General features: G+C 33.5%; 11 protein-coding genes. 9 read left to right on the top strand and 2 right to left on the bottom strand.

The features are described from left to right. Positions 1 to 29: 29 nt before the first annotated feature. Positions 30 to 449, bottom strand: coding sequence for a nucleoside-diphosphate kinase (locus tag ABD011_RS07470; protein WP_129760457.1), 420 nt, complete (start codon positions 447 to 449; stop codon positions 30 to 32). Positions 450 to 537: 88 nt separating this feature from the next. On the opposite strand from ABD011_RS07470, the gene ABD011_RS07465 reads away from it, so the two are divergent. The 3 genes from ABD011_RS07465 to ABD011_RS07455 are packed head-to-tail and all read left to right on the top strand — an operon-like array spanning position 538 to position 3,329. Beyond that, complete coding sequence (locus ABD011_RS07465; protein ID WP_343797102.1) at positions 538 to 1,557, top strand: DHH family phosphoesterase; 1,020 nt, start codon at positions 538 to 540, stop codon at positions 1,555 to 1,557. Continuing rightward, positions 1,550 to 2,095: a gliding motility-associated peptidyl-prolyl isomerase GldI gene (gldI, locus tag ABD011_RS07460; protein WP_131507697.1), complete on the top strand. Its 546-nt coding sequence runs from the start codon at positions 1,550 to 1,552 to the stop codon at positions 2,093 to 2,095. The genes ABD011_RS07465 and gldI overlap by 8 nt, the downstream gene beginning before the upstream one ends. Before the next feature lie 10 nt (positions 2,096 to 2,105). Then, on the top strand, positions 2,106 to 3,329 hold the full coding sequence (locus tag ABD011_RS07455; RefSeq protein ID WP_131507699.1) for a peptidylprolyl isomerase: 1,224 nt from the start codon (positions 2,106 to 2,108) through the stop codon (positions 3,327 to 3,329). 68 nt (positions 3,330 to 3,397) lie between these two features. Here the strand turns inward: ABD011_RS07455 and ABD011_RS07450 are convergent, their stop codons facing one another. Then, a complete protein-coding gene (locus ABD011_RS07450; RefSeq protein WP_343797099.1) occupies positions 3,398 to 4,861 on the bottom strand; it encodes an aminoacyl-histidine dipeptidase in 1,464 nt (487 codons plus the stop codon). 194 nt (positions 4,862 to 5,055) lie between these two features. On the opposite strand from ABD011_RS07450, the gene ABD011_RS07445 reads away from it, so the two are divergent. The 6 genes from ABD011_RS07445 to ABD011_RS07420 all read left to right on the top strand — a co-directional run bounded on the left by ABD011_RS07445 (position 5,056) and on the right by ABD011_RS07420 (position 14,313). Next, positions 5,056 to 6,123, top strand: coding sequence for a DUF3810 domain-containing protein (locus ABD011_RS07445; protein WP_343797097.1), 1,068 nt, complete (start codon positions 5,056 to 5,058; stop codon positions 6,121 to 6,123). Between the two features lie 84 nt (positions 6,124 to 6,207). Further along, positions 6,208 to 9,192 carry an amidohydrolase family protein gene (locus ABD011_RS07440; RefSeq protein ID WP_343797095.1) on the top strand — a complete coding sequence of 995 codons (2,985 nt, stop codon included), beginning with the start codon at positions 6,208 to 6,210 and terminating at the stop codon, positions 9,190 to 9,192. A gap of 13 nt (positions 9,193 to 9,205) precedes the next feature. Then, complete coding sequence (locus tag ABD011_RS07435; protein ID WP_343797092.1) at positions 9,206 to 10,516, top strand: amidohydrolase family protein; 1,311 nt, start codon at positions 9,206 to 9,208, stop codon at positions 10,514 to 10,516. 89 nt (positions 10,517 to 10,605) lie between these two features. After that, a complete protein-coding gene (locus ABD011_RS07430) occupies positions 10,606 to 11,406 on the top strand; it encodes a TrmH family RNA methyltransferase (RefSeq protein ID WP_343797090.1) in 801 nt (266 codons plus the stop codon). A 13-nt stretch (positions 11,407 to 11,419) separates the two neighbouring features. Next, positions 11,420 to 12,652, top strand: a complete 1,233-nt coding sequence (locus tag ABD011_RS07425; RefSeq protein WP_343797088.1) for a M48 family metallopeptidase — start codon at positions 11,420 to 11,422, stop codon at positions 12,650 to 12,652. A gap of 35 nt (positions 12,653 to 12,687) precedes the next feature. Further along, complete coding sequence (locus tag ABD011_RS07420; protein WP_343797086.1) at positions 12,688 to 14,313, top strand: aryl-sulfate sulfotransferase; 1,626 nt, start codon at positions 12,688 to 12,690, stop codon at positions 14,311 to 14,313. Positions 14,314 to 14,362 lie beyond the last annotated feature (49 nt).

Raw genomic sequence — 14,362 nt, 5'->3', positions numbered from 1 at the left:
GAGCTGCTTTTTTTATGAATTATATGTTATTAAAACATTTCTCTTCCTGAAAAATGGAAAGCACCTTCAATAGCTGCGTTCTCATCGCTATCACTTCCGTGTACAGCATTTTCACCAATAGAAGCAGCATACATTTTACGTATTGTACCTTCAGCAGCCTCAGCAGGATTAGTAGCTCCAATTAAAGTTCTAAAATCTTCAACAGCATTATCTTTTTCTAAGATAGCTGCTACAATTGGTCCACGAGTCATGTACTCAACCAACTCACCAAAAAATGGTCTTTCACTGTGAATAGCATAAAAAGCTTTTGCATCTGCAGTAGTCATGTGAGTTAATTTCATTGCTACAATTCTAAATCCTGAAGCAGTTATTTTTTCTAATATTGCGCCAATGTGTCCTTTTTCAACAGCATCTGGCTTAAGCATTGTAAATGTTCTATTTGTTGCCATTTGTTTATTTTAATTTGGTTGCAAAAGTAATGTATTTCTTAACAAAAACAATATAAAGCAATATTAAAAAATTGTATCTTCGCCAGATATGACAAATGAAGATTACAGCAGCATAAAACAACTTTTAAGTTCCAAAAAAAACATTGTAATTGTACCTCATAAAAATCCTGATGGAGATGCTATAGGTTCAAGCTTAGGTTTATACCATTACCTTAAAAAGTACAATCATGAGGTTACAGTAATTGCACCTAATGATTATCCTGATTTTTTAAAGTGGATGCCTAGTGAAACCTCAATTTTAAAATACGAACTACAACAGGAAGATTGTGACACAGTAATTAATCAAGCAGATATTATTTTCACTTTAGATTTTAATGCGTTGAACCGAATTGGAGATATGGAAACTCCAATCCAATCTGCTAAAGGCATTAAGATAATGATTGACCACCATCAACAACCTGATGATTATGCATTGTATATGTATTCTGATGTTAGCATGTCATCAACCTGTGAAATGGTGTATAATTTCATTTGTAATTTAGGTGATAAAGATAGTATAGACCAAGACATTTCAACCTGTTTATATACAGGAATTATGACTGACACTGGTTCGTTTAGGTTTCCCTCAACCACAAGTACGACCCACAAAGTCATTGCCAATTTAATTGAAAAAGGAGCAAATAACGCTCAAATACACAATAACATTTACGACACCAATACTTATAGCAGATTACAATTATTAGGTTGTGCACTCAGCAACCTAAAAGTATTGCCAGAGTACAGAACAGCTTACATAAGTTTGTCGCAACAAGAACTTAACACATTCAACTTTAAAAAAGGTGACACCGAAGGTTTTGTTAATTACGGCCTCTCGCTAGAAGGTATTGTATTTGCTGTTATTTTTATAGAAAACGAGCAAGAAAACATTGTAAAAGTGTCACTAAGAAGTAAAGGAGCATTTTCAGTAAACGAATTTTCAAGAGCACATTTTAATGGTGGTGGACACACAAATGCTGCTGGTGGAAAAAGTGATTTGGGCTTAAAAGAAACTATTGAAAAATTTATTAGTATATTACCAAGCTATAAAGAGGTCCTAAATCATGAATAAAAGCATCATTATATTACTAATAAGTTTTATGGCTTTTAGCTGTAAATCACCTGAAGCTAGACTTCCTAAGACCGTTAAATCTGGTTCATTTATTAATGCTTCAGTAGAACGAAATATTAAACTAAATAAAAAAGAGCAACAGTTTATTGAAGGTATTATTAAAGATAATCCTGAAATAGATTATATAGCTTCTGAAAGTGGTTTTTGGTACTATTACAATACAAAAATTGAACAAGATACCATTACACCACAGTTTGGTGACATTGTAAACTTTGATTACGATGTTAAAGACTTGAATGGTTCACAAATTTATTCTGAAGAAGACATAGCACCTCAAGATTATGCTATGGACAAAGAAGAATTGTTTACAGGCCTTAGAGAAGGTTTAAAACTTATGAAACCAGGAGAAACAGTAACATTCTTATTTCCTTCACAAAAAGCCTATGGCTATTATGGCGACACCAATAAAATAGGTGTTAACACACCTTTAATGTGTAAGGTAACCGTAAATACAATAACAAAAAAACAAAACAATTAATTAAAATTTTATGAAACTGATTAGTAAAGCCCTACAGTTATTTATTTTATTTATACTAGTAACTGCAACCTCATGCAAAGAAGACCTTTATCCAGATTTAGAAGATGGTCTTTATGCTGAAATAGTGACTTCAAAAGACACTATGGTCGCTAAGTTATTCTTTGAAAAAGTACCTGTTACTGTTGCCAATTTTGTGGCTTTAGCCGAAGGTACTCACCCTTTAGTTAGCGAGCAATTTAAAGGAAAACCATTTTACGATAGTTTGACTTTTCATAGAGTTATGGATAAATTTATGATTCAAGGTGGAGACCATACTGCTACTGGATCTGGCGATCCTGGTTACAGATTTGTTGCCGATTTTGACCCAAGCTTAAAACATGATAAAGCAGGTGTATTATCAATGGCAAATGGTGGAGGAATTGACACCAACGGAAGTCAGTTTTTTATTACCGAAGTACCATACCCAAGCTTAGACGCTTTTGATGCTAATGGTGACTTTAAACCTTGCGACCAACGTGGTGTTAGCTGTCATTCGGTTTTTGGACAATTGGTAAAAGGTATTGAAGTACAAGATTCAATCTCTAACGTAAAAGTTGGACGTGGTAACAAGCCTCTTGAAAATGTATACATTTACAAAGTAAACATTATCAGAAAAGGATCAGCTGCAAAATCTTTCAACGCTGCTAAGGTTTTTGAAGAGCAAATGCCTAAGGTAAAAGAAGATTTAGAAAACATGAAAGAACAAGCTCGTATAAGAGCAGAAGAAGAAAAGAAAGCTAGAGAAGCTAAAAATGCTGAAGCTGGTGCTGAAATAAAAATACAATTAGATGAATACCTAACTAAAGCTACCGAAACAGCTTCAGGTTTAAGAGTATATTACATTAACAAAGGTGATGGAGAAAAGCCTGCGCAAGGTAAAAGAGCTTACGTAAACTACGAAGGTTATTATGAAGATGGACGTTTATTTGACAGTAATGTTGAAGCTGTTGCTGAGCGTCATGGTATGTTGGACGAACGTAGAAAAGAAGCTAATATGTACAAACCTTTCCCAATGAAAATTAGTCCAGATGCACAACTTATTGCTGGTATGAAAGAAGCCCTTGCTGATATGCGTGTTGGTGATAAAGTATATATGTACATTCCTTATCACTTAGCCTATGGCGAACGTGATTATGGACCAATTCCTGCAAAATCAAATCTATCGTTTATTGCTGAAATGACAGGAATAGAATAGATTTCTAAATATTAAGAATAAAAAAAATCCATTTTCAGATGAAAATGGATTTTTTTATTGAGTTCAATTTATTTTTTCGGAATCTGTTTTAAGATTTCTAGTACATAGTTCCAGTATTTTTGAGCCGAAGAAATTTGAGCACGCTCATCAGGTGAATGTGCACCTTTAATATTGGGTCCAAAACTTATCATGTCCATTTCAGGATAGTTTTGTCCTAAAATACCACATTCCAATCCTGCATGACAAGCAGCAACATGAGGTTCCTCTCCATTATTAAGTGTTTTATATAATGGCACCATTACTTTTAGTATTTCAGAGTCCATATTAGGCTGCCAACCAGGATAATCGCCACTAAATTCAACTTCACAACCTGTTAGTTCAAATGTTGCTCTTAATGTATTGGCTAAATCCCATTTAGAACTTTCTACCGAAGAACGCGTTAAACAACCTATTTTAATATTCCCTTCTTTTACAATTACACGTGCAATATTATTTGAAGTCTCAACCAAATCAGGAATATCAGCACTCATACGATACACACCATTTAACGCAGCATAAATAGCTCTTGTTAATCCTTCTTGCACACCTAAATCCATAATAGATTTTGGTGTTTCAATTTTAGAAATCACAACAGTTAAATCTGGTTCCATTGTTTTATACTCTGCTTTTATCTCTTGAGCCAACGCTTCTGTTTCGGCAACAAACGCTTCTTCATGTATCGCATCTACAACAACAGTAGCGACACTTTCACGAGGGATTGCATTACGTAAACTTCCACCATCAATTTCACTAATTCTCAAACCAAAGTTTTCAAATCCGTCAAACAATAAACGGTTCATTATTTTATTGGCATTACCTAAACCTTCATGGATTTGCATTCCAGAGTGTCCACCTTGTAAACCTTTTACAGTTAATTTAAAACCAGTTTTAAACTCAGGAGTTTCTACTTCTTTATAAGTTCTTGTAGCAGTAACATCAACACCTCCAGCGCAACCTACTCCAATTTCGTCATCTTCTTCGGTATCTAAATTTAAAAGTATATCTCCTTGCAATAAACCACCTTCAAGTCCCATTGCTCCTGTCATTCCTGTTTCTTCATCAATAGTAAATAAGGCTTCAATAGCAGGATGCTCAATATCTTTACTTTCTAAAATCGCCATTATAGTAGCTACTCCAAGTCCGTTGTCAGCACCAAGCGTTGTGCCTTTGGCTTTTACCCAATCACCTTCAATAAACATTTCAATTCCTTGTGTGTCAAAATCAAAAACGGTATCGTTATTTTTTTGGTGAACCATATCTAAATGCGATTGCATTACAATGGTTTTTCGGTCTTCCATACCAGCAGTTGCAGGCTTTTTTATAATGACGTTACCTACCTTATCAACAATCGTTTCTAAACCGAGTTGCTCTCCAAAATCTTTCATAAACGCGATAACACGCTCTTCTTTTTTAGATGGTCTTGGTACAGCATTTAGGTCTGCAAACTTGTTCCAAAGTTGGGTTGGTTCTAATTGTCTTATTTCTGAATTCATAGTATTTACTTTAAGTTTTACAAAGGTACAAATTGAATATTGCATTCTGTCTTAATTTAGCGTTCTCTTTTGTGTTTATAATTTGTCACGTTGAGCGCAGTCGAAACGTTGTTTCAGAATTCCATAAAGAAAATTGCATTAATGGATTCCGCATCAAGTGCGGAATGACAATAATTTTTATCTATTTTTGATTTATGCAGAAATACCTCAAATCCATACTAGCGTTTTCAATTGTACTTCAAATTATATTCTTGAAAATTATAGCACGTTTTCCTGATGTTGTTGAACAATTATACAGCAATGGTCTTTATGTATACATCTCAAAACTGATGCGATACGCTTTTGGTTGGGTGCCTTTTTCTATAGGTGATGTGTTATACACCTTAGCTACTGTTTATATATTAAGATGGTTGTTTGTAAATAGAAAACGTATAATAAAAGACACAAAAGCGTGGATTTTAGATGTATTATCAGCCGTATCTATTGGGTATTTTACATTTCATTTACTTTGGGCTTTTAATTATTACAGGCTACCACTACACAAAGCGCTTAATATAGAAAAAGACTATACTACTGAAGCACTTATTGCAACAACCGAACGCCTAATAAGCACTGTAAACACTGTCCATATAGCCATTACAAATAATGACACTATTAAGGTTGATATGCCTTACAGTAAAACAGAATTATTACAAAAAGTCCCTAAAGGCTATGATAAACTTTCTAAAAAATTTCCTCATTTAGCTTATCAGCCTAAAAGCGTTAAACGTTCTATTTATAGTTTACCACTAACTTATATGGGTTTTTCAGGGTATTTAAATCCGTTTACCAATGAAGCACAAATTGATGGACTGATTCCAACTTTTAAATATCCAACCACTGCAAGTCACGAAGTGGCACACCAATTGGGTTATGCTGCTGAAAATGAAGCTAATTTTATAGGTAGTATGGCAGCAATGCATCATGATGATATTTATTTTAAGTATTCTGGTTATGCGTTTGCATTAAGACATTGCCTACACGAAATTTATAGACGCGATCCTAAACAGTATGAAACTTTGGTTACTAAAGTGAATAAAGGCATTTTAAAAAACTATCAAGAGGTTAGAGACTTTTGGGACAATTATCAAAATCCAACTGAGCCTCTGTTTAAATCTACTTATGATACATTTCTAAAAGCTAACAACCAAATAGATGGTATGGAAAGCTACAGTTATGTAGTTGCACTTTTAGTAAATTATTTTGAAAATAATACATTCTAAAAAAGTTAAAAAAAGTGTATTAGTTCGTTACTAAAGGCAATATTTCTATCTTTAGCTTTCTATTTTTTAACCAACACTTACATAATGATAAGACCGTATCTCACTATCTTAACATTTTTGTGCTGTTTTTCTTTTTACGCACAAGAATATTTTCCAAAAAATGATGGTGTAGTTGCAACAAACACTAACTACACTGCATTTACAAATGCTAAAATTTATGTGACTCCTACTCAAGTTATTGAAAACGGGACACTTTTAATTAAAGACGGAAAAGTCGTTGCTACAGGAACCTCTGTTAGCATTCCAAAAAACACTAAAGTCATTAATGTTTCTGGAAAGAGCATCTACCCTTCTTTTATTGACATCTATTCCGACTTTGGTATCAAAGCCCCTGAACGAGACTCAGGAAGTGGACGAAGTGCACAGTACGAACCTAGCAGGTCAGGATATTACTGGAACGACCATGTAATGCCTGAAAACAAAGCAATAGACCGTTTTAGTTATGACAGCAAAAAAGCTTCAGAATACATTAAAGCAGGTTTTGGAACACTTAATGCACACATACAAGATGGAATTGTTAGAGGTAACGGAATGCTTGTAGCACTTGATAGCGAAGGCACAAATGCTAACCGAATTTTAGATGATAACTCTGCGCAATACTTCTCGTTTTCTAAAAGTGTGACTTCAAGACAGTCTTACCCTTCTTCTATTATGGGAAGTATGGCTTTACTAAGACAACTTTATATTGATGCTGATTGGTATGCTAAAGGAAACTCTAAAACAAAAGATTTATCTCTTGAAGCACTAAATAAGAATAAATCCTTAATTCAAATTTTTGCTGCAGGTAGTAGAGCTAATCTATTAAGAGCTGATAAAGTTGGTGATGAATATGGTGTACAATATGTTATACTTGGAGGTGGTGATGAATACGAACGTGTAAACGAAGTAAAAAACACAAACGCGTCGTTAATTATCCCAATTAACTTCCCAGACGCTTACGATGTTGAAAATCCGTTTTTAGCCTCAGGATTATCGCTAAGCGATATGAGAGCATGGAATCAAAAACCAGCAAACCCAAAGGTTTTAGCTGAAAACAATATCAAATTTGCGTTAACTACACATTCATTAAAATCGCCAAAAGAATTTAAATCCAACCTATTAAAAGCCATTGAATATGGACTTTCTGAAGAAAAAGCTTTGGAATCGCTTACTACTATTCCTGCTCAATTATTAGGAAAGCAAAATACTATTGGTTCTTTAAAGAATGGAACTTACGCTAACTTCTTAATTACTTCTGGAAACATTTTTGATAAAAAAACCACATTATATGAAAACTGGGTACTTGGTCAGCAAAATGTTATAGAAGACATGACTATTAAAGACATTAGAGGCGACTATGAGTTTAGATTAGCTGGTGAAGATTATAAAATGTCATTAAAAGGAGAACTTAGCAAATTGAAATCTGAAATTATCAGTGGCAACAATACTTTAGGCTCTAAAGCAAGCTACAGTGATAATTGGGTTACTATTTCAATGACAACAAAAGATTCTACAAAACAAGAATTTGTTAGAATTATAGCGAATGTTGACAGCGACAACAATCTTAGAGGTACAACTATAATGCCTACAGGTAACGAAATGTCATTTTTTGCTAAATCGTTAAAGAAAGAAGACGACACTAAATCTGACGACAAAAAGAAATCTAAAGACTCCACTGAAAAGGTATTTCCAGTAACATTCCCAAACAATGCATATGGTTTTACCGAATTACCAAAAGCCGAAACATTATTATTTAAAAATGCTACGGTTTGGACTAATGAAGCTGATGGAATTTTAGAAAACACTGATGTACTTATCAAAAACGGAAAGATTGCCAAAATAGGTCAAAACCTATCAGACAATAGCGCAAAAGTTATTGATGCAACAGGAAAACATCTTACTGCTGGAGTTATTGATGAACACTCACATATTGCTGCTGCATCTATAAACGAAGGTGGACAAAACTCTTCTGCCGAAGTATCTATAGAAGATGTTGTAGAACCAGGAGATATAAGTATTTACCGCAATCTTGCTGGAGGTGTAACTTCAATACAAATCTTACATGGTTCGGCCAACCCAATTGGAGGTCGCTCAGCAATTATAAAACTAAAATGGGGGGAATCTGCCGATAATTTAATTTATGACAACAGTCCTAAGTTTATCAAATTCGCATTAGGTGAAAACGTAAAACAGTCTAACTGGTCTAGTTATTCAAGATTCCCACAAACACGTATGGGAGTTGAGCAACTCTATATAGATTATTTCACTAGAGCAAAAGAATATGATGCTTTAAAGAAAAGCGGAAAACCTTACCGTAAGGATATAGAACTTGAAGTACTTGCTGAAATATTAAATAAAGAGCGCTTTATTTCTTGTCATTCTTATGTACAAAGCGAAATAAATATGCTAATGAAAGTCGCTGAAAAGTTCAATTTCAACATCAATACGTTTACACACATTTTAGAAGGCTATAAACTTGCTGACAAAATGAAAGAACATGGTGTTGGTGGTTCTACATTTAGTGATTGGTGGGCATACAAGTATGAAGTAAATGATGCCATTCCTTACAACGCTGCAATAATGCACAACCAAGGTGTTACAGTCGCTATAAATAGTGATGATGGCGAAATGTCTCGACGTTTAAACCAAGAAGCTGCAAAAACTGTAAAATATGGTGGTGTTAGTGAAGAAGAAGCTTGGAAATTCGTAACTCTTAATCCTGCTAAATTATTGCATATCGATGATAGAGTTGGCAGTATTAAAGTAGGTAAAGATGCTGATGTAGTTTTATGGACAGACCATCCACTTTCAATATATGCAAAAGCAGAAAAAACCATTATTGAAGGTGTTACCTATTTCGATTTAAAACGAGATGAAATGATGAGAAGCAAAATTCAAAATGAAAAAAGCGAACTCATCAACTTAATGTTACAAGCAAAGAACAAAGGGTTAAAAACACAACCTATTAAGAAAAAAGAAAAAGAATTTTTGCATTGCGATTCTATGGATAACGAACACCATGAACACTAAAAAAAACAGTATTATGAAACAAATTAAACAAGCCCTTATAGTGTTATTAGTGTTATGCTTTTCATCAGCAATAGCACAACAAACACCTGCTCCAAAGCAAACTAAAGACATTGCTATTGTAGGAGCTACAGCTCATATTGGTAATGGTGACGTTATCGATAACAGTATTATCATAATTAAAGATGGTAAATTACTTACAGTTGCCGATGCTGGAATTGTAAAAATCAATATCACTAACATGGAAACTATAAATGCCGAAGGCAAGCATGTGTATCCAGGATTTATAGTGCCTAATACTACTTTAGGATTAGTAGAAATTGATGCAGTTAGAGCAACTGATGACGATGCCGAAATTGGAACTTACAAACCACACATTAGAAGTTTAATTGCCTATAATGCAGAATCTAAAGTGGTTGAAAGTATGCGCCCAAACGGAGTGCTTATAGGACAAATAACACCAAGAGGTGGTACTATTTCAGGAACATCGTCTATCGTTCAGTTTGATGCTTGGAACTGGGAAGATGCTGCTATAAAAGTTGACGATGGCATTCATGTTAATTGGCCTAATAGTTTTTCTAGAGGTCGTTGGTGGCGTGGAGAAGACCCTGGTTTAAAACCTAACGAAAACTACTCGAAGCAAGTTAAAGAACTTCAAGATTATTTAGACCAATCTAAAGCCTATAACAATGGAGACAAAAAAATCACAAACTTACCTTTTGAAGCACTTAAAGGCATTTTTGATGGTTCTAAAAAACTATATGTAAATGTAGATGACGAAAAAGGAATTACTGATGTTATCAACTTCAAAAACAAAAATGGTATTAAACACATGGTTATTGTTGGAGGTTATTCAGCTTATAAAGTAGCTGATTTACTGAAACAAAACAATATTCCGGTTTTGGTACAACGTCTTCATAAAACACCAGGTAATGAAGATGACGATTACGATTTACCTTATAAACTAGCAAAATTGTTAGTAGACAAAGGTGTTACAGTTGCTTTAGAAAGTAGTGGTAGTATGGAGCGTATGAATGCTAGAAATCTTCCGTTTTTAGCAGGAACAGCTGTAGCTCATGGCGTAACAAAAGAGCAAGCATTACAAATGATAACACTTAATACTGCTAAAATTTTAGGTATTGATAATCAATATGGTTCTTTAGAAGAAGGTAAAAGTGCTACACTTTTTATTAGCGAAGGTGATGCATTAGATATGCGTACAAATGTTTTAACACACGCTTTTATTGATGGTCGCGATGTGAGTTTAGAAAGTCATCAAACTAAATTGTGGAAACGCTACTCCAATAAATTCAAAAATCAAGAATAACTTAAAGCGAACCAAATGGTTCGCTTTTTTATTCAATAGACATTCGTTACAATAAAATTATCGACTAAAATGGCTACTTTTGTCTGGTTATGACAAAAGAAATTACAAGCATACAAAATCCTTACATTAAACAACTTGTTCAGCTAAAAGACAAATCTCGCGAGCGTAAAAAGTCTGGATTGTTTCTTATTGAAGGAAAACGAGAATTATCTTTAGCTCTTAAAGGCAATTATGACGTGGATACCGTTTTGTTTTATCCTGAATTGATTTCGGAAGAAGAACTGTCTTCATTGATACCATCAAACATTAAGCGTATTGAAATTTCTAAAGATGTATTTCAAAAAATTGCACATAGAGACACAACCGAAGGGATTATTGCTGTTGCCAAAACAAAATCACATCTTTTAGATGATATTATCTTTAAAAGTGAAAACCCTTTGATTTTAGTAGCCGAAGCTCCTGAAAAACCTGGTAACATTGGTGCTTTATTGCGTACTGCTGATGCTGCCAATGTAGATGCTGTAATTATTGCAAACCCAAAAACCGATTTATACAATCCTAATATTATTCGTTCTAGCGTTGGCTGTGTATTTACCAAGCAAGTGGTTACAGGCTCAACAAAAGATATCGTTTCGTTTTTAAAACAACATCACATTAACATTTTTTGTGCTGCACTACAAGCTTCTGCAAATTATCACACACAAGATTATACATTACCTACTGCTATAGTTGTAGGTACTGAAGCGACTGGATTAAGTGACGAATGGTTGCAAGAGTCTACACATAACATTATTATTCCTATGCAAGGTGAAATTGACTCTATGAATGTGTCTGTTGCTGCAGGAATACTTATTTTTGAAGCTGTTCGCCAAAGAATTTTAAACGGATAATATTATTTCAAATATGACTGCCACTACTCTATTTTATATTATAATAGCAATAATCATTGTTAATTTTATAATTGATAAAATCCTAGATGCGCTTAACGCAAAACATTTTAACGATGCTATACCAAACGAGCTTAAAGATGTTTATGATGACGCTGAATATAAAAAATCGCAAGCCTATAAACTCACCAATTATAAGTTTGGTGTTTGGAGTTCAACTTTTTCGATAGCTTTAACATTGGCTTTTATTTGTTTTGGTGGTTTCGAATATGTTGATGTTTTAGCAAGACGTTTCAGCGATAACTCAATTGTAATCGCTTTGGTGTTTTTTGGTATAATCATGTTTGGAAGTGATATCCTATCTACTCCATTTTCTTACTATAAGACTTTTGTGATTGAAGAGCGTTTTGGCTTCAATAAAACTACCATAAAGACATTTATTCTAGACAAAGTAAAAGGCTTATTAATGATGGCTGTTATTGGTGGTGGAATTTTAGCTCTCATCATTTACATATTTCAACTTACCCAACAACATTTTTGGTTATACGCTTGGGCTATCATAACGATATTCTCGGTATTTATGAATATGTTCTACGCTAAGCTTATTGTACCACTATTCAACAAACAAACTCCTTTAGAAGAAAGCTCTTTACGTCATAAAATTTCAGAATACGCTCAATCAGTTGGGTTTAATCTTGAAAAAATATTTGTGATTGACGGTTCAAAACGTAGCACAAAAGCAAACGCTTACTTTTCGGGTTTTGGAAATGAAAAAAGAGTTACACTATATGATACCTTAATCAATGATTTGGAAGAAGAGGAAATTGTAGCAGTCTTAGCTCACGAAGTAGGTCATTACAAAAGAAAACACATTATTTACAACTTAGTAGCTTCAGTATTACTTACAGGACTTACCTTGTATGTGCTTTCCATTTTTATAACCAACCCATTACTTTCTAATGCCTTAGGCGTAAGCACACACAGTTTTCATGTTGGTTTAGTTGCTTTTGGACTACTCTACGCTCCTATTTCTGAAATCACAGGATTGGTAATGAATTGGCTGTCTAGAAAGTTTGAATATCAAGCTGATGATTACGCAAAAAACACTTATAAAGCGCAACCGCTTATCACAGCTTTAAAAAAACTAAACAAAAACAGCCTTAGCAATTTAACACCTCACAAAGCTTACGTTTTTGTGCATTATTCACATCCAACACTGTTACAACGTATGCGAAATTTAAACTTATAACAGACAACAAGATTGTTTACAATAGTAAAAAAAACATGAAAAAAACTCTACTTCAGCAATTTACAACTATCATACTTATAACAATAAGTATTACTTGTTTCTCTCAAGAGCCAACAATTGGCTTGTTACAGTATGATGAAACAGCAACTGAAGGCTATACTCTTTTTACTCCTGAATCTAATAATAGCGTGTATTTAATTAATAATTGTGGTGAAGTCATTAATTCTTGGGATTTTACAGAAAAACCCGGACTGACTTGCTATATACTTCAAAATGGAAATTTATTACGTGCAGGAAAAAACTATATTGAAATTAGAGCTTGGAATAATAACTTACTTTGGTCATATTCAGTTTCAGAATTGGGCTTAAACCAACACCATGATATTGAACCTCTACCTAATGGTAATATTTTATGTATTGTTGGAGATAATTATAGCACTAATGATATAATTGCCCAAGGAAAAAACCCTTCTTTAGTTGGTGCTAATCATAAATTGGATAAAATAATAGAAATCCAACCTATTGGGACTAATTCGGTAAATGTTGTTTGGGAATGGAAATTTATTGATCACCTAATTCAAGATTACGACGCAAGTAAACCTAACTATGGTGTTGTAGCTGACCATCCTGAACTTATTGACTTAAATTATATTGACCCAAATATTAGCAACCAAAGTGTAGATTACATTCATTTGAATGGTATTGACTATAATTCTGAATTAGACCAAATTCTAATATCTTCAAGGAATCTAAATGAAATTTTCATTATTGACCATAGTACAACTACTCTTGAGGCATCAGAACACACAGGAGGAAACTCAAATATGGGAGGAGATATACTCTGGAGATGGGGTAACCCAAGAGTATACAAACAAGGAAACGAGATGGACCAAAAGCTATTTGTTCAACATGATGCTAAATGGGTAGAATCTGGTTATTTAGATGAGGGTAAAATATCAGTTTTTAATAATGGTGGAGATGGAACAAGCACATATAGTTCAGTACATTTGTTAAATCCTGAATTTATTAATGACTCATACACTAAAGAAAACAGCAAGTTTAAACCCTTAGACTATGATTGGTCATGGAATGGTGAAATCTTAAATAACATGCTACTTGAAACAAAAAAATCAGGAGCACATTCATTACCAAATGGAAACTTTATTATAACTGAAACTAGTCTTGGTCAGGTTTCCGAAGTCACTAAAAGCGGTAATGTACTATGGACGTATAGAAACCCAACAGGCCCAAACTCGAATGTTTTTAATCAATTTGAGGATGCAACAGCTGGTAACAATTGTTTTCGATTTGAAAAATATCCAGTTAACTTTATTGGGTTTTCAGGAAAAGACATGTCTCCTCAATCTATTTTAGAAAACCAAAATTCAATTTCTGATTCTTGTTCAAACTCCTTAAGTCTATCAGATTTAGATTTAAATAAACTATCAGTTATAAATCCTGTAAAATCAAATACAATAGTATTTAGCAATCATCTAAAAGCTGACTCTATTTCAATTATAAACACTGAAGGTAAAACAGTTTTTTTTAGAAAAAACTACAGTGGAAAATTCTTAAACGTTGACCTAAACAACTCTATTTATTTTATTAAGTTTAGTTTAAAAAACAAAACAGTGTACAAGAAAATCATAGTTAGTAAATAGGCTCTTTTCCATTAAATAAAACCATAAAAAGCAATTGCACATTAAATTT

Origin of the sequence: Gaetbulibacter jejuensis, from assembly GCF_039524015.1 — a bacterium.
Classification (GTDB): Bacteria; Bacteroidota; Bacteroidia; order Flavobacteriales; family Flavobacteriaceae; genus Gaetbulibacter_B; species Gaetbulibacter_B jejuensis.
This window is presented reverse-complemented; position numbering and strand designations above follow the sequence as displayed.

Bases quoted from the DNA above. Each gene is read 5' to 3' on its own strand.
- ABD011_RS07470 (WP_129760457.1), bottom strand. From the start codon at position 449: ATGGCAACAAATAGAACATTTACAATGCTTAAGCCAGATGCTGTTGAA.
- ABD011_RS07465 (WP_343797102.1), top strand. From the start codon at position 538: ATGACAAATGAAGATTACAGCAGCATAAAACAACTTTTAAGTTCCAAA.
- gldI (WP_131507697.1), top strand. From the start codon at position 1,550: ATGAATAAAAGCATCATTATATTACTAATAAGTTTTATGGCTTTTAGC.
- ABD011_RS07455 (WP_131507699.1), top strand. From the start codon at position 2,106: ATGAAACTGATTAGTAAAGCCCTACAGTTATTTATTTTATTTATACTA.
- ABD011_RS07450 (WP_343797099.1), bottom strand. From the start codon at position 4,861: ATGAATTCAGAAATAAGACAATTAGAACCAACCCAACTTTGGAACAAG.
- ABD011_RS07445 (WP_343797097.1), top strand. From the start codon at position 5,056: ATGCAGAAATACCTCAAATCCATACTAGCGTTTTCAATTGTACTTCAA.
- ABD011_RS07440 (WP_343797095.1), top strand. From the start codon at position 6,208: ATGATAAGACCGTATCTCACTATCTTAACATTTTTGTGCTGTTTTTCT.
- ABD011_RS07435 (WP_343797092.1), top strand. From the start codon at position 9,206: ATGAAACAAATTAAACAAGCCCTTATAGTGTTATTAGTGTTATGCTTT.
- ABD011_RS07430 (WP_343797090.1), top strand. From the start codon at position 10,606: ATGACAAAAGAAATTACAAGCATACAAAATCCTTACATTAAACAACTT.
- ABD011_RS07425 (WP_343797088.1), top strand. From the start codon at position 11,420: ATGACTGCCACTACTCTATTTTATATTATAATAGCAATAATCATTGTT.
- ABD011_RS07420 (WP_343797086.1), top strand. From the start codon at position 12,688: ATGAAAAAAACTCTACTTCAGCAATTTACAACTATCATACTTATAACA.